The following is a 25389-nucleotide window of genomic DNA, read 5'->3' as shown; positions in this document are numbered from 1 at the left end:
ATCACGCGACCAATCAGTCAATCCTGGTCACGCCGTACGTACCGCACCACGCCTGGAATGCTCGCCGAACACCACGACACAGTTACGTCCCGCGCCCTTGGCGCTGTAGAGCGCCTGGTCGGCAGACTTGAGCACATCGTCCGGCGTGCGATGGGCCATCTGGCGCTCGGCGACGCCGATACTGATGGTCACCGAAACCGTATTGCCCGACGCCCCGGCACGGCGCTGCCTTCCTGCCGAGTCGTCTTGTGGGCGGTTGCTTCGGTCACGCAGCTGGATGGCATAGTTGGCGATCATCTCGCGCACGGCCTCCAAGTGCGGCGTGCATTCTTCGGCGGTCTTGCCGGCGAACACCAGGGCGAATTCCTCACCACCGTAGCGATAGGCACGCCCACCCCCGGTCACCCTGCCCAGCCGGCTGGCCACCAGACGAAGCACCTGGTCACCAACATCGTGCCCATGGGTGTCGTTGAATTTCTTGAAGTGGTCCACGTCGGTCATGGCAATCACATAGTTGCGCCCCAGCCGCTGCAGGCGCTCGTTCAGCGCGCGACGGCCCGGCAGGCCCGTCAGCTCATCGCGAAACGCCATCTGGTAGGCCTCGTGGGACACCGCTGCGGCGATCATCAACATCACCTGGCTGCACATGATGTTGAGGGTGAACGGCAGAATGAAGGTCTTGGGCAGCATCCAGAAGATGCCCAGCAGGCCGATGATCTGCGCCGCATGCAACGGCCTCGGCTGGCGCAGGTACTGCACCACCAGGAGAATGAACATGCCCAGGAATACCGGGTACGCCAATTGGACAAGGCTCATCCATTGCCCATGCAGCGAAGGCCAGCGAATCTCGGCCAGCCACCCCAGCAGAGCATCTGGGTAGCTCTGCTCCAGCGCCAGCGCCACGCTGCCCACCGCGAACAGGACCGCGAAACGCGCCAACAGGTCCTGGGCCAGGTGGGTGCGCTCCTGCCAGGCCGCGTACAGGCCGAACAATGCGGGCAGCAGCAGGCAGACCATGTGGAACACCACCGCCGCGTCCTCGCGCACCTTGCCGTTATCGCGGTAGAAGTCGGTCTGTGTATCGAGCAGGAAATAGGCGATATACACGGTGACCATTAAAAACAGCTCGCGCTGCCTTCGATATACCGTGCAATAGGCACCGCCCAGCAATAGCACCAGGGTAGGCAGGACGTTGAACAGTGACGTGAAGAACACATTGAGGTCCTTCACATAGGCCGCTGCCAATCCCCCCAGCAACAGAAACAACGAGGGCAGGAAGTGGCTCGCGCGTACAGCGGATAGACGAAACAAAAGGCAATCTCCGACCCGGCAGATCAATAATGGCATTGTGCCTTTAGTTCATCGGCAGCGCACATGAATAGATGAATATGCGCATCGGCAAGGAGCCGACGGGCGGGCCAACTCGCCCCAGAACCACCATTTGGTTTTGCGTCTCCCCTGGAGGAGCGGGCTCGTCCCGCGATCAAGGGCGAAGCCCTTGCCAGGCGACGGTGATATCGGGCCCGGCCTAATCGCGGGACAAGCCCGCTCCTACAGGGGGAGGGCAGCACAGTTCGCAGGGCTGGCTTTTCTCCCACAAAAAAACCGCCTGCCGATGAGGGCAGGCGGTTTCTTGTACAGCCGGGCGGTTTAGCAGGACAGGCCGAAGTCTTCTTCCTTCATCGCCATCAGGTTGTCGGCACCGGACAGGATCGCGGCCACATGGGCGCGGGTGCGCGGCAGGATGCGCTGGAAGTAGAAGCGCGCGGTCTGCAGCTTGGCAGTGTAGAACGCTTCTTCGTTGGTACCGGCGGCCAATTTTTCCGCAGCCAGGCGGGCGATATCGGCCCAGAAGTAGGCCAGGCAGGCGTAGCCGGAGTACATCAGGTAATCCACCGAAGCGGCACCGACTTCCTCACGGTCTTTCATCGCCGCCATGCCGATCTTCATGGTCAGCTCGCCCCACTCCTTGTTCAGGGCGGCCAGCGGCGTGACGAACTCCTGCACGGCTTCGTTGCCTTCTTGGGCCTGGCAGAACTTGTGGACGATCTTGGTGAAGCCCTTGAGCGCCTCGCCCTGGGTCATCAGCACCTTGCGGCCGAGCAGGTCCAGGGCCTGAATGCCGGTGGTACCTTCGTACAGCATGGAAATACGGCTGTCGCGCACGTTCTGCTCCATGCCCCACTCGGCGATGAAGCCGTGACCGCCGTAGATCTGTACGCCGTGGTTGGCCGCTTCGAAACCGACTTCGGTCATGAACGCCTTGGCGATCGGGGTCAGGAACGCCAGCAGGGCGTCGGCCTTCTTGCGCTCTTCTTCGTCCTGGCTGTACTTGACGATGTCCACCTGCTTGGCGGTGAAGTACACCATCGCGCGGTTACCTTCGGCGAAGGCCTTCATGGTCAGCAGCATGCGACGCACGTCCGGATGGACGATGATCGGGTCAGCGGCCTTGTCCGGTGCTTTCGGGCCAGTCAGGGAGCGCATCTGCAGGCGCTCACGGGCGTACTTCAGGCCACCCTGGAAGGCGACTTCGGCGTGGGCCAAGCCCTGCAGCGCGGTACCCAGGCGAGCGGTGTTCATGAAGGTGAACATGCAGTTCAGGCCCTTGTTGGCCGGGCCGATCAGGTAGCCGGTGGCGCCGTCGAAGTTCATCACGCAGGTGGCGTTGCCGTGGATGCCCATCTTGTGTTCGATGGAGCCGCAGCTCACGCCATTACGCTCGCCTACGCCGCCTTCGGCGTTGGGCAGGAACTTCGGCACGATGAACAGCGAGATACCCTTGGTGCCAGCCGGTGCATCCGGCAGGCGGGCCAGGACGATATGGACGATGTTGGCGGCCATGTCGTGCTCGCCGGCAGAAATGAAGATCTTGGTGCCCGACACTTTGTAGCTGCCGTCGGCCTGTGGCTCGGCCTTGGTGCGCAGCATGCCCAGATCGGTACCGCAATGCGGTTCGGTCAGGCACATGGTGCCGGTCCATTCGCCGGATACCAGCTTGGTCAGGTAGGTGTGCTGCTGCTCGGGCGTACCGTGGGCCGAAATGGTGTTCATCGCGCCATGGGACAGGCCTGGGTACATGCCCCACGACCAGTTCGCTTCGCCGACCATTTCGCTCAGGGCCAAGCCCAGCGACTCTGGCAGGCCCTGGCCGCCGTGCTCGACATCATGGGCCAGGCTCGGCCAGCCACCTTCGACGAACTGCTCGTAGGCTTCCTTGAAACCGGTCGGGGTCTTCACGCCCGACTCGCTCCAGGTGCAGCCTTCCTGGTCGCCGACACGGTTCAGCGGGGCCAGTACCTGTTCACAGAACTTCGCGCCTTCCTCGAGGATCGCGTCGACCATGTCAGGCGTGGCGTCCTGGCAACCCGGCAGGCTCTGATAGTGCGCCTCGTAGCCGAGCAGCTCGTCGCGAACGAAGCGAATATCACGCAAGGGGGCTTTGTAATCAGGCATAGCGATGAACCTCTGTGATGAGTCCGGTGGAAAGACCGCGGGCACCGACCAGCTCTTGGCGGCTTTGCGTCAAACAGTTGTTTGAAACTTACGTTTAGCTCAGGCCAATGTCAAGGAGGGACTATGGTGTCATTTTTGCCGCGAAACATGGCATAACCGCCATTGGTGTCGTAGGGGTTGGGATGGGTGGTGCCTGTGAGATCGAGCGCCGCGCGGGCGGCGCGCGATCTCACGAACACCGAAGCTCTTATGAAGGACGCCTTCACCCTACCGCAGAGATTTCAGGCGTAGGTATCGATGAACTGCCCGAGCATTTCGTCCGAAGCTTTGGCGACTTTCACGCCCAGCTCGACCTGATGCTTGCCTAGGGCCATCTCGACATTGCTGGTCGCCAGGTCCATCTGCTGACTGCGGTCGACTGCCCGCAGGCGCTCGGCCTGGTAGTCGCTGGACTGGCTGGTAGCGGCACGCTCGACGGTGCCGTTGGCGATTTGACTGGCGGCCTGGTCGACACGGTGCTGCCCGGCCTGGATGGCGCCAAGACCTGCGTGATAGGCAGTGCTACCGGTGATTTCCATGCCAGGGCTCCAAAAAGTCAGGATGAAGAGCAGGCTTCATTAAAGCAGCCACTGCAGCAAAAGGCCCGTTTAAATCGCCAATGGCCTTATGCCACTCAATAGCTTGTGGCCATCGGCGCGTCATACGCCCATCGCAGAATGTAGCCCTAATCCAGCAAATCCAGCTGCAAGTGCTCCGCCACCGCCTCGGCCGTGGCCTGCTTGAGCCGCGGTACCCTACCCAGACAGGGCGCCGGCAGGCGCTCGGCCAGGCTGGCGAGGTTCTCCTCCAGGCGCGAGGTCCGCGGGTCGACGATATTGGCCACCCAACCGGCCAGCTGCAGCCCATCGCGGGCGATCGCCTCGGCGCTGAGCAGGGCATGGTTGATGCAACCCAGGCGTACGCCCACCACCAGAATCACCGGCAGCTTCAAGGCAATGGCCAGGTCCGACAGATTGGCATGGCCGGACAACGGCACCCGCCAGCCACCGGCGCCCTCCACCAAGGTGAAATCCGCGCCTTGGTCCAGCACATGGCGCATGGCGCCCAGCAACGTCGAGACCTGCAGGCTCACGCCCGCCTCTCGGGCCGCCACATGGGGAGCGATGGCCGGCTCGAAGGCGAACGGGTTGACCTGCTCGTAGGGCAATTTCACCGAGCTCTGGTCGATCAGCGCCAGGGCATCGGCATTGCGCAGCCCCTTGGCCGTCATCGTGCAACCCGAGGCGACCGGCTTGGCCCCCAGCGTGCTCAGCCCCTGGGACAGCGCCGCGTGTAGCAACCCGGCGGCGATGGTGGTCTTGCCGACGTCGGTGTCGGTACCGGCGATGAAATAAGCCTGGCCCATGTCACACCTCGCCTGCGAGCGGTTTGCGCAAGATGCCATACACCACCTGGTAGGTGGCCGGCAGGCCCTGCGGCTGGCGGAAGCCTTCATAGGCCTGCAACAAGCCTTGCATGCGCGCGCGCCCGGTCAGCCCGGATGGCCGCCCTGGGTTGAGGTTGTGCGCGCCGAGGGCTTTGAGCTCATGGGTCAGGCTGCGCACATCGGGGTAATACAGCACATGGGGGCGCCGCTGCAGGCCAAGCACCTGCAACCTGCTCTCGCCGCACAGCCGCTGGTAGTCTTCGAAGCGCCGGAAGCGGTTGACGTGCACCAGCCCATCCACCGCCTGCCAACTGGCGCGCAACTCTTCGAGCGTGCCGACACACAGGCTGCTGAAAGCCAGCACACCGCCTGGCCGCAGCACGCGCCATGCCTCACCCAGCACGCTGGCGAACTGGCTGCACCATTGCACCGCCAGGCTGGAGAACACCAGGTCGACACTGTCATCGCGCAGCGGCAGCCGCTCGGCATCGCCGGCCACATGGTGGCGCGCGCCACCGTGTTCGCGGGCATGGCGCAGCATGCCTTCGGCGATGTCCACCGCTACGCCGGCGCTCCCCTTGAATCGCTCGGCCAGTGCCCGGCTGAAGTGCCCTGTGCCACTGCCCAGGTCAAGCCAGCGCTCAGCTTGCAGGCCTGTCGGCAACTGCTCGAACAGGGCCATGCCCACCGCACGCTGCAGGGCCGCCACGCTGTCATAGCTGGCCGCGGCGCGGGAAAACGAGGCCGCCACCTGGCGCTTGTCCGGCAACGTGCCGGGCAGGGTCGGACGGGAAAGGTCAGTCATCGCCACTCTCATGCAGGAAACTCTTGATGCCCGCCGCCAGCTCCTGCGGGTATTCCAGCAGGAACGCGTGGGAACTGTCTTCGACCAGGCCGACTTCCACGTCCGGCAGCAGTTCGCTCAGGGCCTTGGCTGCTTGCGCCGGTACCAGCGCGTCGCTGCCGGCGAACAGATGCAGCTGAGGCCCACCGTATTGCTCCAGGGCATTGCGAGTATCGAGCTTGGCCAGGACTTCGAGGCCTGTGGCCAGGTACAACGGGTCGGTGTCGGGCACGCCGACGCCCAGTTGCCGCAACAAGGTACGCGGCATTTGTGCGCCTTCGCTGCACAGGGTGCGAAAGCGCTTGAGGGTCACCTGAGGGTGGCTGCGACAACCGTCGAGAAAGGTGCCGAAGGTGTCCACTGCCATGCCATGGGGCCAATCCGGACGCTGCACGAAACTGGGGTTGCTGGCCAACGTCAGCAGGCCACAGCAATGGTCGCCGCGCTTGTGCGCCAGTGCGCTGGCAAGCATGCCGCCGAACGACCAGCCGCCCAGCCAGCTGTCGGTGGGCAGCGTGCGGTCGAGGCGCTCGAGCCAGGCCTGGACATCGCCGTCGGCGAGCTCCGGCAATGGCCTGAGTTCGACCTGCAGGCGCGGGTCCTGTGCGCGCAGGCTCGCGGCCAGTGGTTCCAGCGAAGCAGTTCCCAGGCCCCAGCCCGGCAGAAGGATCAATCGGTTACGCATCGGCGGACTCCAGCAAGGGGTAACACTCGGCCAATGCATTCAACAATAGCTGGACCTGGGCCTCGCTGTGCGCCGCACTCAGGGTTACGCGCAAACGCGCGCTGCCGGCAGGCACGGTTGGCGGGCGGATGGCCGTGACCAGCAGGCCCCGCTCGCGCAGCATGCGTGACAGTTGCAGGGCGCGCGCGCTGTCGCCGATCAGGATCGGTTGGATCGCGGTCGGGCTGTCCATCAGTTCCAGGCCGATCTGCGCAGCGCCCCGACGGAACTGGCGGATCAGCGCCTCGAGGTGTTCGCGGCGCCAGCGCTCGCGGCGCAACAGCTCCAGGCTCTTGAGCGTGGCGCAGGCCAGCGCTGGCGGCTGGCTGGTGGTATAGATGTAGGGCCTGGCGAACTGTACCAACGCCTCGATCAGCTCTTCGCTACCGGCGACGAAGGCACCTGCAGTGCCGCAGGCCTTGCCAAGGGTGCCGATCAATACGGGTACGTCTTCCACGCCCAGGCCGAAGTGCTCGACGATACCGCCACCATTGGCTCCGAGCGTACCCAGGCCATGGGCGTCATCGACCATCAGCCAGGCATCGCGCGTGCGCGCAGCTTGCGCCAACGCCGGCAGGTCGGCCAGGTCACCATCCATGCTGAACACGCCATCGGTGACCACCAGCGTATTGCCGGTGGCCTTGGCCAGGCGGCTGGCCAGGCTGGCCGGGTCGTTGTGCAGGTAGCGACTGAAGCGCGCACCACTGAGCAAACCGCCATCGAGCAGCGAGGCATGGTTGAGACGGTCTTGCAACACGGTATCGCCCTGCCCGACCAACGCCGTGATGGCGCCGAGGTTGGCCATATAGCCTGTGGAAAACAGCAGCGCGCGCGGACGCCCGGTCAACTCGGCCAGGGCTTCTTCCACGGCATGGTGCGCAGTGCTGTGGCCGATCACCAGGTGCGAAGCGCCGCCGCCAACGCCCCAGCGTTCGGCGCCAGCGCGCCAGGCGGCGACCACCTCGGGGTGGTTGGCCAGGCCCAGGTAGTCGTTGCTGCAGAAGGCCAGCAGCGCCTGGCCGTCGACCACCACCTCCGGGCCCTGTGGGGTTTCCAGTAGCGGCCGCTGCCGGTACAGGTCCGCGGCGCGCCGTTCGGCCAGGCGGGCCGTCAGGTCAAAGGCCATGCTCAGGCCGAGGCAGCATCGTAGAACAGCTCGCTGCTGCGTTGCTCGACCAGCGCCTGCTCGATGGCCGCCTGGTGCACTTCGTCAGCGTGCTCTTCACGGGCCTCCGGCTGGATGCCAAGGCGGGCGAACAGCTGCATGTCCTTGTCAGCCTGGGGGTTGGCCGTGGTCAGCAGTTTCTCGCCGTAGAAGATCGAGTTGGCACCAGCCATGAAGGCCAGGGCCTGCATCTGTTCGTTCATCTGCTCGCGGCCGGCGGAGAGGCGCACGTGGGATTTGGGCATCAGGATACGTGCCACCGCCAGCATGCGGATGAAGTCGAACGGGTCGACATCTTCCTCGTCGGCCAACGGCGTGCCGGCGACCTTGACCAACATGTTGATCGGTACCGACTCTGGGTGCTCCGGCAGGTTGGCCAACTGGATCAACAGGCCTGCACGGTCATCGAGCGACTCGCCCATGCCGAGGATACCGCCGGAGCAGATCTTCATCCCGGCGTCGCGCACGTAGGCCAGGGTCTGCAGGCGCTCGCTATAGGTGCGGGTGGTGATGATGCTGCCGTAGAACTCCGGCGAGGTGTCGAGGTTGTGGTTGTAGTAGTCCAACCCGGCCTCTGCCAGGGCCTTGGTCTGCTCTTGGTCCAGCTTGCCGAGGGTCATGCAGGTTTCCAGGCCCATGGCCTTGACCCCTTTGACCATCTCCAGCACGTAGGGCATGTCCTTGGCCGACGGGTGCTTCCAGGCAGCGCCCATGCAGAAGCGAGTGGAACCGATGGCCTTGGCGCGGGCGGCTTCTTCCAGGACCTTCTGTACTTCCATCAGCTTCTGCTTTTCCAGCCCGGTGTTGTAGTGGCCGGACTGCGGACAATATTTGCAATCTTCCGGGCAGGCGCCGGTCTTGATCGACAGCAAGGTGGAAACCTGCACGCGGTTGGGGTCGAAATGCGCGCGATGCACCGTCTGCGCCTGGAACAGCAGGTCGTTGAAGGGCTGCTGGAACAGGGCCTTGACCTCGGCGAGGGTCCAGTCGTGACGTGTTGTTGCAGTTGTGCTGGCGCTCATCGGCGTTTCCTTGTTTAGGCTTTGACTGGCGCCGGGACAGGAAAGCCCGCTAGCGCATCACGGATACGCCGCATACTCAGGGAAGGGCCATGTACTGTCAACCACTCCTAAAACAGCTGGTTTACAAGTGTACGAATATTGATCAACTCTGTCTGCTCTGCGATGAAACCAGCGCACAGCCCTACCCGTTGTGCATGCACTGCGAACAGGCCCTGCCCTGGCTGGACGAGCATTGCACCCGCTGCGCCCTGCCCCTGCCGATGAGCGGCTTGACCTGCGCCCAATGCAGCCGCGTATCGCCGGCCTTCGAGCAGGTCGTGGCGCCGTGGCACTTCGGCTTTCCGGTCGATGCTTTGGTCAGCCGGTTCAAGCATCGCAGCCAGTGGCCGCTGGGCCGGCTAATGGCCTTGCTGCTGGGGCAGGCCCTGCTGCATCGCTATGGGGAGGGCATGGCAAAACCTGACCAGTTGTTGCCCGTGCCCCTGACAGGGCGTCGACTGCGCCAGCGGGGCTTCAACCAGGCGCAGATGCTTGCCCGGTGGCTGTCCAAGCAGCTGACGATCCCGTGCAATGAAACGGTGCTGCAACGCACTCGCGATACACCGGCCCAGCAAACCCTCGGTGCCCGAGCGCGAAAGCGTAACTTGCGAATGGCCTTTGGCCTGGCGCCCGGGGCGCGGCTCGATGGGCTTCACCTGGCGATTGTCGATGACGTGCTGACCACCGGTGCAACCGCCCAGGCCATTGCGATATTGCTGCGCAAGGCCGGGGCACGGCGGGTCGATGTGTATTGCCTGGCGCGAACGCCCAAGCCGGGGCAGGTTTGAGTGTCGCCAACCGCAACTGCATGGCAAGGGCTTCGCCCCTTGATCGCGGGACAAGCCCGCTCGTACAGGGGGGGCAGCGCTGCCCTAAGGTTGGGGATCCCCACTGGAGACCTACCATGCTTGGTTGCGTAACCTTGACTTGCCCGCAAGCGAGCGGCACCGTCACTGCCTCTACACCACGACCGACACACCACCATGTCCCTACCCGCCCTGCTCACCCAGCACATCGCCCGTCGCCCGCAGCGCATCGCTTTGCTGCAGCACGTTGCCGAACAGGGCTCGATCACACGCGCCGCGAAGGCTGCCGGCATCAGCTATAAAGCTGCCTGGGATGCCATCGATGAGCTCAACAACCTGGCCAGCCGACCTCTGGTGGAGCGCAGCACCGGGGGGCGGGGTGGCGGTGGGGCGCGGTTGTCCGCGGAGGGCGAACGGGTATTGCGCCTGTACCAACGGTTGCAGGCCTTGCAAGCGCAGGTCTTCGAGGCGGCGGAAGAAAGCAGCGATCTCGACCTGCTCGGCCGCCTGATGCTGCGTACCAGCGCACGCAACCAACTGCATGGCCAGGTCAACGGGCTGCGCCGTGAAGGGCGGCATGATCGGGTCAGCCTCGACCTGGGCGGCGCCCTGGAAATCGAAGCGCTGATCACCCGCGACAGCACCGAGCGGCTGGAGCTGGCGCTGGGTACGCCTGTAGTGGCCTTGCTCAAGGCCGGCTGGGTGCAGGTGCTCGGTGAGACCGACCCGGCCACCGAGGGCAGCAACTGCCTACAGGCCACGGTCGAGGACGTGCTGGCCGACGACAACGGGCCCAGCGAGGTGCGGTTGGTGCTGGGCAATGGGCAGACGCTCTGCGCGTTCGCCGAGGTAGGTTGGCTGGAACAGGCCAAGGTAACCCCAGGCAGCCGGGTGCGGGCGCAGTTCCATCCTTCCTATGTATTGCTAGGAGTGCCGGTGTGATCCAAGCGGCTCGCCAACGGCGATCCCTGTAGGTGCGGGCTCACCCGCAAAGATGCCTACGCCCAGCCCGTTCCAAACCTGCGTTACCATGGCCCCCATCGCACCCTCGTGCCTGGAGCCTCCATGTCCCATCCCTTCGATACTCTCACTCCTGACCTGGTCCTGGACGCTGTGGAAAGCCTGGGCTTTCTCAGCGACGCCCGGGTGCTGGCGCTCAACAGCTACGAGAACCGCGTCTACCAGGTGGGCATCGAAGGATCGCAACCGCTGATCGCCAAGTTCTACCGCCCCGGCCGCTGGAGCGACGACGCCATCCTCGAGGAACACCGCTTCAGCGCCGAACTTGCTGAGTGCGAGGTCCCGGTCGTCGCCCCGCTGCAGCACGACGGCCGCAGCCTGTTCGAACACCAAGGCTTTCGTTTCACCCTGTTCCCACGGCGGGGCGGCCATGCGCCGGAACCCGGCAACCTCGACCAACTCTACCGCCTCGGCCAACTGCTCGGCCGCCTGCATGCGGTAGGCGCGGCACGGCCATTCGAACACCGCGAGGCACTGGCGGTGGATAACTTCGGCCACGCCTCGCTGGAAACCCTGCTTAGCGGCAATTTCGTCCCCCGCGAGTTGCTGCCGGCCTTCGAATCCGTCGCCCGCGACATGCTCCAGCGGGTCGAAGCCCTCTATGCACGCACCCCGCACCAGGTGATCCGCCTACACGGCGATTGTCACCCCGGCAACCTGATGTACCGCGACGAGACGTTCCATGTCGTCGACCTGGACGACTGCCGCATGGGCCCGGCGGTGCAGGACCTATGGATGATGCTTGCCGGCAGCCGCGAAGAACGCATGGGCCAGTTGGCCGAGCTGATCGACGGCTACAACGAATTCCATGACTTCGACCCACGCGAGCTGGCACTGATCGAGCCCCTGCGCGCGCTGCGCCAGCTGCATTACAGCGCGTGGCTGGCCCGGCGCTGGGACGACCCGGCCTTCCCGCCGAGCTTCCCGTGGTTCGGCCAGCCACGTTATTGGGGCGACCAGATCCTCGCATTGCGCGAGCAGATCGCTGCATTGGATGAAGAGCCGCTGAAATTGTTTTAGATGAGCCTGGCGCTCTGTCTACAATAGACGTGCTGTATTTAGTTACCTAAGCAAGGAATTTGCATGCACGCCGCAAACCCGCGTCGCGGGTACATCCTGGGCCTGAGCGCCTACGTCATCTGGGGTTTGTTCCCCTTATACTTCAAGGCCATCCAGAGCGTTCCGGCGGTGGAGATCATTGTCCACCGCGTGCTCTGGTCGGCGCTGTTCGGCTCACTCCTGCTGCTGGTCTGGAAGCACCCGGGCTGGTGGCGCGAACTGCGCGACAACCCGCGCCGCCTGGCTATCCTGGCCCTGAGCGGCGCGTTGATCGCCGGCAACTGGCTGACCTACGTGTGGTCGGTGAACAACGGACGCATGCTCGAGGCGAGCCTGGGCTACTACATCAACCCACTGGTCAACGTACTGCTGGGCATGCTGCTGCTCGGCGAGCGCCTGCGCCGCCTGCAGTGGCTGGCAGTGGGGCTGGCGACCGTGGGCGTGGCCCAGCAGGTATGGCAGGTCGGCAGCCTGCCGTGGGTCTCGCTGGTACTGGCGCTGTCGTTCGGCTTCTATGGCCTGATTCGCAAGCAGGCGCCGGTGGCTGCGCTGCCAGGGCTGGTGGTGGAAACCTGGATGCTGGTGCCCCTGGCCCTCGGTTGGCTGTTGCTGAACCCTATGGCGACCAGCGCCCAGGCCGACTTCTACACCACCAGCGAAGCACTCTGGCTGATGGCCGCAGGGCCGGTCACCCTGGTGCCGTTGGTGTGCTTCAACGCTGCCGCCCGCCATCTGCCCTACACCACACTGGGCTTCCTGCAATACCTGGCGCCCACCCTGGTGTTGCTGCAGGCGGTGTTGCTGTTCGGTGAGCAGCTGTCGTCCAGCACCTTGCTGGCGTTCATGTTCATCTGGGCGGGGCTGGCCATCTACAGCGTCGATGCCTGGTTGAGCTTGCGCAAGCGAAGCTGATCAAAAAACGATCAAATCTCTGCAGGCTTTGTATCACGCGGCCTGCAGAGACATCTCCAAAGGTTATCCACACCCTCGTCCCCGTGCTTTGTGCACAAGCCCCTGATATCTGGACATTTTTTGCTCAAAGCTTCGGAGCCTGCGAACTGCCTGGGCTGGAGAGGAGCGCCCCCAGGTTATCCACAGCGCCGTCCCCGAGAATTCGGGATAACCGGAAAGCCTTGGGGCGCCTTGTCTAATGCCGGTCAGTCAAGCCTTATCGGCTGCACTTGGGGCTGCTACACAGCCCATCGCCGGCAAGCCGGCTCCCACTGGGACAATGCCCTCAAGGCTGACGCGTTACTTGTGGGAGCCGGCTTGCCGGCGATGGGCGTGCAGCGCCCCGCTTTCGCGGCACAAGGCCGCTCCTACAGGTACCGTGCAGGCTTCAATCCTCCGGGCGCAGCTTGAGCTCTACCATCAGGTCATCGGCCAGGCTCTCCAACCGCTGCTGCAGGTCATCCAGCGACAAGGTCAGGGGCAGCGCCAGCAACGCATCGGCGTGGAACAGCGGCTCACTGCTCATGGGCGCCGGCCTTACCTCGGTGGTGAAGCGCTCGAGGTTCACGCCTTGCTCGGCCAGCAAGCGGGTGATGTCCCGCACGATACCCGGTCGGTCATTGCCCACCAGCTCCATGGCAATCGGCTTCCAGGTGCAGGACGGCTCGATGCCGCTCTCGGCGATCAGTACGCGAATGTCGTGGCTGGACAGCTTGTGCAGGGCCTCGACCAGGTCATCGTAGGATTCCGCCGGCACCGCGACCCGCAGGATACCGGCGAATTGCCCGGCCATCCGCGACATGCGACTCTCCAGCCAGTTACCGTTATGCTCGGCAATGCATTGGGCGATGCGTTCAACCTGCCCGGCCTTGTCGGGGGCGATCACTGTCAGTACGAGATGGTCCACGGGCCGCTCCTCAGCTCTGCTAGTCAAGTGGCCGGCGCCGCTGCGCACGGCGAAATACGGGGGCATCGCAACAGTATAGGCAAGGCGCGGCAACCTGCCGCAGGGCGGTCCGCACAACGAATCGTGTACTGTTTCAAGATTTATCTGGAACAATCCACCTGTTTTTTGCGAACATAACGTCTCCCAGCGTGACCCTATGCGATCTGTTGGTCGCACAACGACGCTTTTAGTCTGATTTCACCCCGCCTACTGCTTCATGTAGTATGCCGCGGCGCGGACTACAAAAACGTCGTTTGGATGTCTGCCAAGGCGCCTGTGAAAATACGCAACCCGCCCGCCGGCCCGTCTGGCGAGCCGCACCCAGCCGCGCTCGTACACGAGGGCAAGTACTGGTGCCGTGTTTAGAGAAGCGCTACAGGCTTAATACAGAAGAGCGAAATAGCTGAGCAGAGTGAGGCAAGCAATGACTGGATACGTTCAAGTCGGTGGCCTTCAGGTCGCCAAGGTCCTGTACGACTTCGTCAACGACGAAGCCATTCCAGGGACCGGCATCGTCGCCGAGCAGTTCTGGGCGGGTGCGGAAAAGATCATCAACGACCTCGCTCCAAAGAACAAAGCCCTGCTCGCCAAGCGCGACGAACTGCAAGCCAAGATCGACGCCTGGCACCAGGCGCGCAAAGGCCAGGCCCATGACGCCGTAGCCTACAAGAGCTTCCTCCAGGAAATCGGCTACCTGCTGCCACAAGCCGACGATTTCCAGGCCACCACCCAGAACGTGGACGAAGAGATCGCCCACATGGCCGGCCCGCAGCTGGTGGTGCCGGTGATGAACGCCCGCTTCGCCCTGAACGCCGCCAACGCCCGCTGGGGCTCGCTGTATGACGCGCTGTACGGCACCGATGCCATCAGCGACGAAGGCGGCGCCGAGAAAGGCCAGGGCTTCAACAAGGTCCGTGGCGACAAAGTCATCGCCTTCGGCCGCGCCTTCCTCGACGAAGCCGCGCCGCTGGCGGCCGGCTCCCATGTCGACTCCACCGGCTACCGCATCGAAGGCGGCAAGCTGGTCGTCGCCCTCAAGGGTGGCAGCAACAGCGGCCTGCGCGACGATGCCCAGCTGATCGGCTACCGTGGTGACGCCGCCGCGCCAACTTCGGTCCTGCTCAAGCACAACGGCCTGCACTTCGAGATCCAGGTCGATGCCAGCACTCCGGTCGGTAGCACCGACGCCGCCGGCGTGAAGGACATCCTGATGGAATCGGCGCTGACCACCATCATGGACTGCGAAGATTCCGTCGCCGCCGTCGATGCCGACGACAAGGTCGTGGTCTACCGCAACTGGCTGGGCCTGATGAAAGGCGACCTGTCCGAGAGCGTGACCAAGGGCGGCAAGACCTTCACCCGCACCATGAACCCTGACCGCGAGTACACCGCGGCCGCTGGCGGCACCGTCACCCTGCACGGTCGTTCGCTGCTGTTCGTGCGCAACGTTGGTCACCTGATGACCAACCCGGCGATCCTCGATGCCCAAGGCAATGAAATCCCCGAAGGTATCCAGGACGGCCTGTTCACCAACCTGATCGCCCTGCACAACCTCAAGGGCAACACCACCCGCAAGAACACCCGCACCGGCAGCGTCTACATCGTCAAGCCGAAGATGCATGGCCCTGAGGAAGTGGCGTTCGCCGCCGAGATCTTCAGCCGCGTCGAAGACCTGCTGGGCATGGCACGCAACACCGTGAAGGTCGGCATCATGGACGAGGAGCGCCGCACCACGGTCAACCTCAAGTCCTGCATCAAGGCAGCCGCCGAGCGCGTGGTGTTCATCAACACCGGCTTCCTCGACCGTACCGGTGACGAAATCCACACCTCCATGGAAGCCGGCGCCGTGGTGCGCAAGGGCGCCATGAAGAACGAGAAGTGGATCGGCGCCTACGAGAACAACAACGTCGATATCGGCCTGGCCACCGGCCTGCAAGGCCGCGCCCAGATCGGCAAGGGCATGTGGGCCATGCCTGACCTGATGGCCGCGATGCTCGAGCAGAAGATCGCCCACCCGCTGGCCGGCGCCAACACCGCCTGGGTGCCGTCGCCGACCGCCGCCACCCTGCACGCCCTGCACTACCACAAGGTCGACGTGCAGGCGCGCCAGCGCGAGCTGGCCAAGCGCGCACCGGCCTCGGTGGACGACATCCTGACCATCCCGCTGGCGACCGACACCAACTGGTCGGCCGAAGAGATTCGCAACGAGCTGGACAACAACGCCCAGGGCATCCTCGGCTACGTGGTCCGCTGGATCGACCAGGGCGTAGGTTGCTCCAAAGTGCCGGACATCAATGACGTCGGCCTGATGGAAGACCGTGCCACCCTGCGCATCTCCGCCCAGTTGCTGGCCAACTGGCTGCGCCATGGCATCGTCACCCAGGAGCAGGTGCTCGAAAGCCTCAAGCGCATGGCCGCAGTGGTGGACAAGCAGAACGCCGGCGACGCCCAGTACCGCCCGATGGCCCCGAACTTCGATGACAACATCGCGTTCCAGGCCGCCATCGAGCTGGTGATCGAAGGCGCCAAGCAGCCCAACGGCTACACCGAGCCAGTGCTGCACCGCCGTCGTCGCGAGTTCAAGGCGCGTAACGGGCTGTAATCGGCAACGGGCCGCTCCCACAGGGGTCACTCAACCTCTGTAGGAGCGGCCTCGTGCCGCGAAAGGGCTGCACAGCAGCCCCATTCTCACTGGCCTCCCAACTCCTTCCTCACCAGCGCCACCAGCTTCCCCAGGTCCACCGGCTTGAGCAGGAAGTCCACCACGCCCAGGTGCATCACATCCACGGCCTCCTTCACATCCGTGTCGCCCGACACCACGATGATCGACAGAGCCGCCCGCTCCGACTCACGCACCTGCCGAATCAGCTCAAGGCCATCCTCCGGCCCCATGCGTAAATCGGTGATCATCACACCGATACCCGGATTACGCCCGAGCTGCTCCAACGCCGCCTGCGCGCCATCGGCAGTCAGGCACGCGAAACCCTTGGCCTTCAGATAGAGGCACAGGGCCTCACGGGTCGCGGCATCGTCATCCACCACTAACACCACCTGCGCCGGAGCAGGGGGCGCGTTCACCCTGGCCAAGGCCTCGCGCTCGGCGTCACTGAGAATCTCGTCATGCTCGGCCATGGTCTTCTCGTCAAAAAAATCCCGTTACTAAAGTTGAGACCGCAAAACAGCGCTATGCAAACTGCCTTTCGTCGTCTATTTGACACCCAAGCGCCTCCGGGCAGCGCGCAGCGTAGCTTATAGACTTACGTCCAATGGGCACCGCAAGGCCGCCAGCCGACCATGGAGCCTTAGAACAACAGGGTCTGCAACGGCCCCCCCCAAGCGGTCAGTTCCATGAGCAAGAAGGACGCCTACAGCCAGGCCGGCAGAACGGCGGTTCTGCAGAACATCCAAGGCACCCTGCAGTTCCTGCAGCGCTTTCCGCCGTTCAACCAGATGGAGCACAGCCACCTGGCCTACCTGGTGGAGCAGTGCCAGCTGCGGTTCTTTGCCAGCGGCGAAAGCATCATCAAACCGGCCGACGGCCCGGTGGAGCATTTCTACATCGTCAAGCAGGGCCGGGTGGTCGGCGAGCGCCAGCACGTGACCAAGCCGGGCGTGGAGACCACGTTCGAGATCGCCAGCGGCGAATGCTTCCCGCTCGCCGCACTGCTCGGAGAACGGGCCACCCGCACCGAGCACCTGGCAGGCGAAGACACGTTCTGCCTGCAACTGAACAAGGGCGCGTTCATCCGCGTGTTCTCCCTCTCGGAGCCCTTCCGCGACTTCGCTCTGCGTGGCGTCAGCAGCCTGCTCGACCAGGTCAACCAACAGGTGCGCCAGCGTGCGGTGGAAACCCTTGGCACGCAGTATTCGCTAAACACCCCGCTGGGCGAACTGGCCATGCGCCACCCGGTGGTCTGCACGCCGCAAACGCCTTTGCGTGAAGCCGTGGGGCTGATGCATGAACAACAGGTCGGCAGCATCGTGGTCGTCGACCCGCAGCGCTTCCCCATCGGTATCTTCACCCTGCGCGACCTACGCCAGGTGGTAGCCGATGCCAGCGCCGAGCTGACCGCGCCGATCGAGCGCTACATGACGGCGCAGCCGTTCTACCTCAGCCCTCAGGCCAGCGCCTTCGACGCGGCCATGGCCATGACCGAGCGACATATCGCCCATGTCTGCCTGGTGGACAATCAACGCCTGTGCGGCGTGGTCTCTGAACGTGACCTGTTCTCCCTGCAGCGGGTCGACCTGGTGCACCTGGCCCGCACCATCCGCCACGCCCCGCGCCTGGAGAACCTGGTGTCGCTGCGCGGCGAGATCGGCCAGTTGGTCGAGCGCATGCTCGCCCATGGCGCCTCGTCCACCCAGATCACGCAGATCATCACCCTGCTCAACGACCACACCGTGTGCCGGGTGATCGAGCTGGTCCTGGCCGAACGGGGCGACCCAGGCGTGCCGTTCAGCTGGTTGTGCTTCGGCAGCGAAGGCCGGCGCGAGCAGACCCTGCACACCGACCAGGACAACGGAATTCTCTTCGAGGCCGCCGATGGCGCCGAGGCCGAGGCGATTCGCGCCCGCCTGTTGCCACTGGCGCAGTACATCAACCAGTGCCTGGCCCAGTGCGGCTTCACCCTCTGCAAGGGTAACGTGATGGCCGGCAACCCAGAGTTGTGCCTGTCTCGCAGCGAATGGGCGCGACGCTTCAGCGGCTTCATTCGCGAAGCAAGCCCAGAGAACCTGCTCGGCTCGAGCATCTACTTCGACCTGCGCGTGGTCTGGGGCGATGAAAGCGGGTGCGAACAGGTGCGCCGTACCCTGCTCGAACAAGTGGCCGACAACCGCATCTTCCAACGCATGATGGCTGACAACGCCTTGCGCCAGCGCCCGCCGGTAGGCCGCCTGCGCGAGTTCGTGCTGACCCGCCAGGGCAATGACAAGGCCGCCACCCTGGACCTCAAGGTCCAAGGCCTGACACCCTTCGTCGATGGCGCCCGGCTGTTGGCCCTGGCCCATGGCATCAAGGCCTGCAATACCCTCGAGCGCCTGCGCCACCTGGTGGCCCGCGGCATCATCGACCCGCTGGACGGCGCAGCGTACGAAGAGGCCTATCACTTCATCCAGCAGACCCGCATGCAGCAACACCAGCGCCAGAGCCGCGACAACCTGCCCTACTCCAACCGGCTCGACCCGGACAGCCTCAACCATCTGGACCGACGCATCCTGCGCGAGTCCCTGCGCCAGGCCCAGCGCCTGCAAAGCAGCCTGGCCCTGCGGTACCAGCTATGAACCTGCTCGCCTGGCTGCGCCCGGCCCTGCCGGAACTGGACAACCCCCTGCGCCAGCGCCTCGCGCGCCTGCCCAAGGCGCCGACCTTGGGCGTATCGTCTTTGCGCGAGCAACGCTGGGTGGTGCTGGATCTGGAGACCAGCGGCCTGAACGTCAACCGCGACCAGGTATTGTCGATCGGTGCCGTGGCCATCGAGGACGGCGCCATCGACCTGGGCCAGCAATTCGAACGCACCTTGCACCGGCCGGCCCAGAAGACCAACGCCAGCGTACTGATCCACGGCCTGGGCCCGAGCGCCCTGGCCGCCGGCTGCGACCCGGCCCACGCCCTGGTCGATCTGTTGGAGTTCATCGGGGACAGCCCGGTGCTGGCCTTCCACGCGCCTTTCGACCAACGCATGCTGGCCCGGGCGCTCAAGGACAGCCTCGGCTACCGCCTGCAACACCCGTTCTTCGACATGGCCGAGCTGGCCCCCATGCTCAACCCCGACACCGTGCTGCGCGAGGCCAGCCTGGACGACTGGATCGCGCGCTTCGGCCTGCAGGTGGAAGAGCGTCACCATGCCAGTGCCGATGCCCAGGTCACCGCCGAACTGGCCCTGATCCTGTTCAGCCAAGCCCGGCGCCAGCAGCTGGACAGCCCCCTGCAATTGAACCTACGCCTGCAACAATGGCGTCGGCGCAAGGCGCACCAATACGGCCTGTAGAGCCTACGCCTCCCCTGTAGGAGCGGGCTTGTCCCGCGATTGGGCCGGGCCGGATATCACTGTCGCCTGGCAAGGGCTTCGCCCTTAATCGCGGGACAAGCCCGCTCCCACAGGGGGCTGCGCTAGCTGCTGGTTCTCTGCGCGACAGCGCAGCCCGAAGGGCTGGGTAATCTCCTACAGGGAGAGCCGCCAAGCTATCCGATAAGCGTCAATTGCACCCCGCGCCCCGGCTCTGTCACAATCGCGAATAATTATCGTTAGTTAACGCATTCATTCCGGGGGACGCTCCTTGTCGTCTGCGCAGAGCCCACATGCCGAGCTGGTCGGTACCCTGTACCGTGACCACCGCGCCTGGCTGCTGGCCTGGCTGCAACGCAGCACGGCCTGCCGCCAACGCGCCGAAGACCTGAGCCAGGACACCTTCGTGCGCCTGCTCGGCCGCGAACAGCTGGTCACCCCCCGCGAACCCCGCGCGTTTCTCGTCGCCGTGGCCAAGGGTCTGCTGTTCGACCACTTCCGCCGCGCCGCCCTGGAGCAGGCCTACCTGGCAGAGTTGGCACGCCTGCCGGAGGCAGAACACCCCTCCCCTGAGCTGCAGCACCTGGTCCTCGAGGACCTCAAGGCCATCGACCGCCTGCTCGGCAAGCTGTCGAGCAAGGCCCGCGCGGCCTTCCTGCATAACCGCCTGGACGGCATGGGCCATGGCGAGATCGCCGAACGCCTGGGGGTGTCGGTGTCACGCGTGCGCCAGTACATCGCCCAGGGCATGCGCCAGTGCTACGTGGCCCTCTATGGAGCGCCGCTGTGAACAACGCGTCGGTTTCGGCCAAGGTCCTGGATGCGGCCATCGCCTGGAAGTTGAGCCAGGACGAAGGCAGCGCTACGCCGGACGAGCGCAACGAATTCCTGCGCTGGCTTACCGCCAGCGAGGAACACGCCCGTGCCTGGCGTCAGCTGGGCATGCTCGACCAGCGTGTGAGCGCTGCCGCCGGCCCCGCCCGCCAAGCACTGCTGCAATCGCGGGCAGGCCTGCGCAGGCGCCTGGGCGGGCTCGGCGGCGGCCTGGCCGGGACGCTGCTGGTGGGTGCGCTGCTGCTCGGCATCGGCGCGCCATCACTGTCGCCGGGGTACTGGCTGGCCGACCAGCGCACCGGCACCGGCGAACTGCGAACGCTGCGCCTGGAAGACGGCACTCTGCTGAGCCTGAACACCAATACGGCCGTGGACATCGACTATGCAGGCGGGCAACGCCTGATCGTCCTGCACCAGGGCGAAATTTCCGTGCAAACCGGCCATGAAGACACCCGGCCGTTGCTGGTGCGCACCGACGACGGACGCCTACGCCCCTTGGGTACGCGCTTCCTGGTCAAGCGCGAGAGCCAGGGTACGCGCCTTGAAGTGCTGCAGTCGGCGGTGGCCGCCAAGCCGTCCAACAGCGGTGACGAGCAGGTCCTGCGCGAAGGCCAACAAGTGCTGATGACCGCCGACGGCCTCGGCCGGGTCGACCCGGTGGCCATGGGCGCCGATGCCTGGACCCGCGGCATGCTGGTGGTGGACAACGTGCGCCTGGCCGATCTGGTCGCAGCGCTGGGCCGTTACCGCAACGGCCACCTGGGCGTTGCCGACGAAGTGGCCGACCTGCGTGTGACCGGCAGCTTCCCGCTGACCGATACCGATCTGGCCCTGGCATCGCTGATGCCGGTGCTGCCGGTGAAGATCGAGCGGCATACGCCGTGGTGGGTGAGTATCAGCCCCAAGTAACCCGCTCTGCCCATCGCCGGCAAGCCGGCTCCCACAAGTAACGCGTCAGCCTTGAGGGCAGCACTGTCACCGTGGGAGCCGGCTTGCCGGCGATGGGCTGCCTAGCAGCCCCAAGAGCAACCGATAAGGCTTAACTGACTGGCATTACCCCAACCTTCCACATTTTTCGACAGCCCCCTGTCACTTTTCCAGTTTCGCTCGGCAAGGAAGCAACTAGCACTTATCCGTCGAGGAGCCGCTGCATGCCCCGTGCCGTTGATTGTTTCCTGCGCCCCAGCCTGATGGCCCTGGCCATCGCCCTGGCTACCCCGCTTGCAAGCCCTGCCCTGCAGGCCGCCGAGCAGTCGGCCCTGCGTGCCTATGACCTGCCCAGCGCCCCGTTGGCCAGTACCTTGAACCAGATCGCCAGCCAAGCCGGCATCGCTCTGGCCCTGGACCCGGCCTTGGTGGGCGGGCGCAGCTCGGCCCCGGTCAGCGGCCAGTACGATGCCCTCGGCGCCTTGCAGGCCGCCCTGCGCGGTACCGGGTTGCAGTTGCAGCAGAGCAGCGTCGGGAGCTACAGCCTGGTGGCCGCACCCGACGGTACCCTGGCGCTGCCGGAGACGGCGATCAATGCCAGCAGCCACTACGAAACGGCGTGGGGCCCGGTGGATGGCTACGTCGCGACGCGCACCGCCTCAGGTACCAAGACCGATACCGCGCTGGTCGAAGTGCCCCGCTCGATTTCCGTCGCCACCCGCCAGCAAATGGACGACCGCGGCGTGAACAGCCTCGATGACGCCGTGCGCTACATGCCCGGGATCGTCTCTGCCAGTTTCGGCAGCGACAAGCGCTATGACTGGATGCGTGTGCGCGGCTTCGAGCCGACCCAGTTCCTTGATGGCCTGCCGCTGCCCCGCGGTGTGTATGCCAACCCCAAGGCCGAAACCTGGAACCTTGACCGCCTCGCCCTGCTGCGCGGCCCGGCATCATCGATCTATGGCCAGACACCCCCGGGTGGCTTGCTGGATATGGTCAGCCGCCGGCCACAGGCCGAAAGCCGCCAGGAAATCCAGCTCCAATACGGCAGCGACAACCACCGCCAGATCAACTTCGCCAGCACCGGCAAGCTCGACGACCAAGGCCAGTTCCTCTATAGCCTCAGTGGCGTGCTTCGCGACGGTGGCACGCAGATCGACCACGTCGACGACAAGCGCTACAACCTCGCGCCCAGCCTGACCTGGAACATCGACGAAGACACCTCCCTGACCTTCCTGACCCAGTTCACCCGCGACGATACCGGGGTCACCAGCCAGTTCCGCCCGATCCAGGGCACCAAGATCGACATGCCGTTCGGCAAGGTCTCCCACCATAAGAACCTGGGCGACCCGAACTACGAGTTCTACGACCGCACCTATTACGCGCTGGGCTACGCTTTCGAACACCGCATCAATGACGTCTGGCAGTTCCGCCAGAACCTGCGCTACACCAAGTCGGACCTGGCGTTCCAGACGATCACGGTCAACGCCTACAACACATCCAACCCGCCGGTAGACGACCTGGGCAATGTCAAACGCATGTCGACCAATGTCGACGAAGACATCAGCCAGTTCGCCGTGGACAACAACTTCCAGGGCGACTTCACCACCGGCGACATCAGCCACACCCTGCTGATCGGCCTGGACCACCAGCGCACCAATACCAACTACTTGGCGATCTACGACTTCAACGTCCCGGACAGCAACGTCAACGACCCAGTGTACGGCGCGCCGATCACTCGCCCGCCACGCTCCTCGGCCTTTTACGACTACAACCAGAAGACCCGCCAGACCGGCGTCTACATTCAGGACCAGATGGCCCTCGGCAACTGGCGCCTGACCTTGGGCGGGCGTGAGGACTGGGTGCATACCGGCACCACGTTCTTCAACAAGGGCGATGCCACCAATACCGAGCGCGACAGCAACTTCAGTGGCAACGCGGCTATCAGCTACGTGTTCGATTCGGGCTTCGTGCCCTATTTGTCCTATGCCGAGTCGTTCCAGCCGACCAGCAATGCCTCGGCCGACCCGGTGAAGTCGTTCAAGCCGACCGAAGGCAAGCAATGGGAGCTGGGCATCAAATACCAGCCCCCAGGCTCCAACACCTTGCTGTCTGCAGCTGTCTACGACCTGACACAGAAAAACGTCTCGGTCACCAATAACGTGGGCAGCGTGACCGTTACCAGCCAGACCGGCGAAGTAAAGGTGCGAGGTCTCGAACTCGAAGCCGTCTCCGATGTGACCGAGAACCTGAAGGTGGTCGCCGCCTACACCTTGGCCAAGTCCGAAGTGCAGGATGGCCTGTACAAAGGCAACCGCCTGCAGTTGATGCCCAACCAACAAGCCTCGCTGTGGGCCGACTACACCTGGCACACCGGCGTGCTGGACGGCTTCGGGATCGGTCTCGGCGCGCGCTACACCGGCAATACCTATGGCGATCAAGGCAATACCTGGCTGGGCAAGGCCAATGCGTACACGGTGTTCGATGCGGCCGTGCACTACGACCTCGGGCGCCTGGACAACAGCCTCAAGGGGGCCTCGGTAGCGCTCAATGCCACCAACCTGCTGGACAAGGACTACATCTCCACCTGTGACGCGTATTACTGCTATTACGGGGATCAGCGCAGCGTCGTGGCCAGCGCTACCTACAAGTTCTGAGTAACGGGGGCCGCTGCGCGGCCCTTTCGCGGCGCAAGGCCGCTCCTACAGAAGTGGGGTGTATGCCGTCTGTGGGAGCGGGCTTGTCCCGCGATTGCGTCGCTAGCACCTTTCGGAAACCACGATGAAAAGCCAAACCATCCGCCGCTGGTCGGTGATCCACACCTGGAGCAGCCTGGTCTGCACCTTGTTCCTGCTGTTGCTGGCCCTGACCGGCCTGCCGCTGATCTTCCACCACGAGCTGGAGCACCTGCTGGGCGACGCCCCCGTGCTGCGTGGAATGCCTGCCGATACCCCGCACCTGGACCTGCAGCAGCTGGTGCTCAAGGCCCAGGCGCATCGCCCCGGTGAAGTGGTGCAGTATTTCGGCTACGACGAGGACGATCGCAACGGCGTAATCGCCATCACTGCTGCCACGGCCGGCACCGAGCCGAATTCGTCGCATACCTTCATGCTCGATGCCCGCACCGGCGAGGCCGTTGCCATGCCTGCAGCCAACGGCGGCTTCATGATGACCATGCTGCGCCTGCACGTGGACATGTTCGCTGGCCTGCCGGGCAAGCTGGTGCTGGCGTTCATGGGGGTATTGTTCGTACTGGCGATCATCTCCGGCACCATCCTCTACGCCCCCTTCATGCGCCGCCTGAAGTTCGCGACGGTGCGCAACGATCGCTCGCGCCGGTTGCGCTGGCTCGACCTGCACAACCTGATCGGCGTCGTCACCCTCACCTGGGCATTGGTGGTTGGGGTCACTGGTGTGATCAATGCCCTCTCCGACCTGGTCATCGCCGCCTGGCGCAACGACAGCTTGGCCGCGATGGTCGCTCCCTATCACGATGCCCCGCCGCTCACCGAACGCGCGTCGGCCAGCCGTCTGCTGGACATCGCCACCCAGGCCGCGCCTGGCATGCAGCCGGACTTCATCGCCTTCCCAGGCACACGGTTTTCCAGCGAGCACCACTATGCGGTGTTTATGAAAGGCGCCACGCACCTGACGTCGCACTTGCTGACCCCGGTGTTGATCGACGCCCGCACGCTGGCAGTCACGGCCGTCGGTGAAAGGCCCTGGTACATGGACACCATGCTCCTGTCACAACCGTTGCACTTTGGCGACTATGGCGGACGGCCGATGCAGATTCTCTGGGCGGTGCTCGACGTGCTGACCATCATCGTGCTCGGCAGCGGGGTGTACCTGTGGTGGGGCAAGCAGCGCAAGGCTCGGGAGGTGACGGCATGAGCCACAGGTCGCAACCGACGCGGCGGATCTTTGCCTGGCCTGTAGTGATTGCCGTGCTTGGTGCTGGCGGGCTGTTCGCCGCCTTGCTGGGGGACGGCGGGTGGGATGTGCTGGCGTGGGTAGGGCTGGGGGTACCGGCGGTGCTGGGGCTTCGGGGGCTGTGGTCGAAGTGAGGGGCTAGGGGGCCGCCTTGCGGCCCTTTCGCGGCACAAGGCCGCTCCTACACGAACCAGGCGCACCCGGCCTTGTGCCGCGAAAGGGCTGC

Annotated in this window: 22 protein-coding genes; 12 read left to right on the top strand and 10 right to left on the bottom strand. The window is 64.6% G+C overall.

Annotated elements, in window-relative coordinates:
- Positions 1-27: 27 nt before the first annotated feature.
- The 8 genes from IRZ56_RS05505 to bioB all read right to left on the bottom strand — a co-directional run bounded on the left by IRZ56_RS05505 (position 28) and on the right by bioB (position 8637).
- Positions 28-1311, bottom strand: coding sequence for a sensor domain-containing diguanylate cyclase (locus IRZ56_RS05505; protein ID WP_196143999.1), 1284 nt, complete (start codon positions 1309-1311; stop codon positions 28-30).
- 339 nt (positions 1312-1650) lie between these two features.
- Positions 1651-3456 carry a phenylacyl-CoA dehydrogenase gene (locus tag IRZ56_RS05500; protein ID WP_196143998.1) on the bottom strand — a complete coding sequence of 602 codons (1806 nt, stop codon included), beginning with the start codon at positions 3454-3456 and terminating at the stop codon, positions 1651-1653.
- Between the two features lie 281 nt (positions 3457-3737).
- Positions 3738-4034 carry a pyrroloquinoline quinone biosynthesis protein PqqE gene (locus tag IRZ56_RS05495; RefSeq protein WP_196143997.1) on the bottom strand — a complete coding sequence of 99 codons (297 nt, stop codon included), beginning with the start codon at positions 4032-4034 and terminating at the stop codon, positions 3738-3740.
- Positions 4035-4180: 146 nt separating this feature from the next.
- Positions 4181-4861 carry a dethiobiotin synthase gene (gene bioD / locus IRZ56_RS05490; protein ID WP_196143996.1) on the bottom strand — a complete coding sequence of 227 codons (681 nt, stop codon included), beginning with the start codon at positions 4859-4861 and terminating at the stop codon, positions 4181-4183.
- A 1-nt stretch (position 4862) separates the two neighbouring features.
- Positions 4863-5687 carry a malonyl-ACP O-methyltransferase BioC gene (gene bioC, locus IRZ56_RS05485; protein WP_196143995.1) on the bottom strand — a complete coding sequence of 275 codons (825 nt, stop codon included), beginning with the start codon at positions 5685-5687 and terminating at the stop codon, positions 4863-4865.
- Positions 5680-6411 (bottom strand): alpha/beta fold hydrolase, encoded by a 732-nt coding sequence (locus IRZ56_RS05480; RefSeq protein WP_196143994.1) that lies wholly within the window; start codon positions 6409-6411, stop codon positions 5680-5682. The genes bioC and IRZ56_RS05480 overlap by 8 nt, the downstream gene beginning before the upstream one ends.
- A complete protein-coding gene (gene bioF, locus IRZ56_RS05475) occupies positions 6404-7576 on the bottom strand; it encodes an 8-amino-7-oxononanoate synthase (RefSeq protein ID WP_196143993.1) in 1173 nt (390 codons plus the stop codon). The genes IRZ56_RS05480 and bioF overlap by 8 nt, the downstream gene beginning before the upstream one ends.
- A gap of 2 nt (positions 7577-7578) precedes the next feature.
- Positions 7579-8637, bottom strand: coding sequence for a biotin synthase BioB (bioB, locus tag IRZ56_RS05470; protein WP_196143992.1), 1059 nt, complete (start codon positions 8635-8637; stop codon positions 7579-7581).
- A gap of 89 nt (positions 8638-8726) precedes the next feature.
- Here bioB and IRZ56_RS05465 point away from each other — a divergent pair, with 89 nt between their 5' ends.
- The 4 genes from IRZ56_RS05465 (at position 8727) to rarD (ending at position 12473) form a co-directional block, all read left to right on the top strand.
- Complete coding sequence (locus IRZ56_RS05465; RefSeq protein ID WP_196143991.1) at positions 8727-9464, top strand: ComF family protein; 738 nt, start codon at positions 8727-8729, stop codon at positions 9462-9464.
- A gap of 195 nt (positions 9465-9659) precedes the next feature.
- A complete protein-coding gene (locus IRZ56_RS05460; protein ID WP_196143990.1) occupies positions 9660-10424 on the top strand; it encodes a TOBE domain-containing protein in 765 nt (254 codons plus the stop codon).
- Between the two features lie 123 nt (positions 10425-10547).
- A complete protein-coding gene (locus IRZ56_RS05455) occupies positions 10548-11522 on the top strand; it encodes a serine/threonine protein kinase (RefSeq protein ID WP_196143989.1) in 975 nt (324 codons plus the stop codon).
- Between the two features lie 63 nt (positions 11523-11585).
- A complete protein-coding gene (gene rarD / locus IRZ56_RS05450; protein WP_196143988.1) occupies positions 11586-12473 on the top strand; it encodes an EamA family transporter RarD in 888 nt (295 codons plus the stop codon).
- 427 nt (positions 12474-12900) lie between these two features.
- Here rarD and IRZ56_RS05445 read toward each other — a convergent pair whose 3' ends face one another.
- Entirely contained in the window at positions 12901-13419 is a 519-nt protein-coding gene (locus IRZ56_RS05445) for a glycine cleavage system protein R (protein WP_196143987.1), read from the bottom strand.
- A gap of 463 nt (positions 13420-13882) precedes the next feature.
- Between IRZ56_RS05445 and IRZ56_RS05440 the strand changes: the two genes are divergently transcribed.
- Positions 13883-16060 carry a malate synthase G gene (locus IRZ56_RS05440; protein ID WP_196143986.1) on the top strand — a complete coding sequence of 726 codons (2178 nt, stop codon included), beginning with the start codon at positions 13883-13885 and terminating at the stop codon, positions 16058-16060.
- Positions 16061-16146: 86 nt separating this feature from the next.
- On the opposite strand, the gene IRZ56_RS05435 is transcribed toward IRZ56_RS05440, so the two are convergent.
- Complete coding sequence (locus IRZ56_RS05435) at positions 16147-16590, bottom strand: response regulator (protein WP_196143985.1); 444 nt, start codon at positions 16588-16590, stop codon at positions 16147-16149.
- A gap of 216 nt (positions 16591-16806) precedes the next feature.
- Between IRZ56_RS05435 and IRZ56_RS05430 the strand changes: the two genes are divergently transcribed.
- From IRZ56_RS05430 to IRZ56_RS05400, 7 genes are all read left to right on the top strand, one after another.
- Positions 16807-18744 (top strand): putative nucleotidyltransferase substrate binding domain-containing protein, encoded by a 1938-nt coding sequence (locus tag IRZ56_RS05430; RefSeq protein ID WP_196143984.1) that lies wholly within the window; start codon positions 16807-16809, stop codon positions 18742-18744.
- Positions 18741-19451 carry a PolC-type DNA polymerase III gene (locus tag IRZ56_RS05425; RefSeq protein ID WP_196143983.1) on the top strand — a complete coding sequence of 237 codons (711 nt, stop codon included), beginning with the start codon at positions 18741-18743 and terminating at the stop codon, positions 19449-19451. Before IRZ56_RS05430 ends, IRZ56_RS05425 begins: the two co-directional genes overlap by 4 nt.
- A gap of 289 nt (positions 19452-19740) precedes the next feature.
- Positions 19741-20259 (top strand): RNA polymerase sigma factor, encoded by a 519-nt coding sequence (locus IRZ56_RS05420; RefSeq protein ID WP_196143982.1) that lies wholly within the window; start codon positions 19741-19743, stop codon positions 20257-20259.
- Positions 20256-21212: a FecR domain-containing protein gene (locus IRZ56_RS05415; protein ID WP_196143981.1), complete on the top strand. Its 957-nt coding sequence runs from the start codon at positions 20256-20258 to the stop codon at positions 21210-21212. The genes IRZ56_RS05420 and IRZ56_RS05415 overlap by 4 nt, the downstream gene beginning before the upstream one ends.
- A 242-nt stretch (positions 21213-21454) precedes the next feature.
- On the top strand, positions 21455-23887 hold the full coding sequence (locus IRZ56_RS05410) for a TonB-dependent siderophore receptor (protein ID WP_196143980.1): 2433 nt from the start codon (positions 21455-21457) through the stop codon (positions 23885-23887).
- A gap of 124 nt (positions 23888-24011) precedes the next feature.
- Positions 24012-25124: a PepSY-associated TM helix domain-containing protein gene (locus IRZ56_RS05405; RefSeq protein WP_196143979.1), complete on the top strand. Its 1113-nt coding sequence runs from the start codon at positions 24012-24014 to the stop codon at positions 25122-25124.
- Positions 25121-25297 carry a hypothetical protein gene (locus IRZ56_RS05400; protein ID WP_196143978.1) on the top strand — a complete coding sequence of 59 codons (177 nt, stop codon included), beginning with the start codon at positions 25121-25123 and terminating at the stop codon, positions 25295-25297. The genes IRZ56_RS05405 and IRZ56_RS05400 overlap by 4 nt, the downstream gene beginning before the upstream one ends.
- Positions 25298-25389 lie beyond the last annotated feature (92 nt).

The sequence above is a fragment of the Pseudomonas guariconensis genome (assembly GCF_015680235.1).
Taxonomy (GTDB): Bacteria; Pseudomonadota; Gammaproteobacteria; order Pseudomonadales; family Pseudomonadaceae; genus Aquipseudomonas; species Aquipseudomonas guariconensis_A.
Note: the sequence above shows the minus strand (reverse complement) of the source record. Positions and strands in the feature narration are given on the sequence as shown.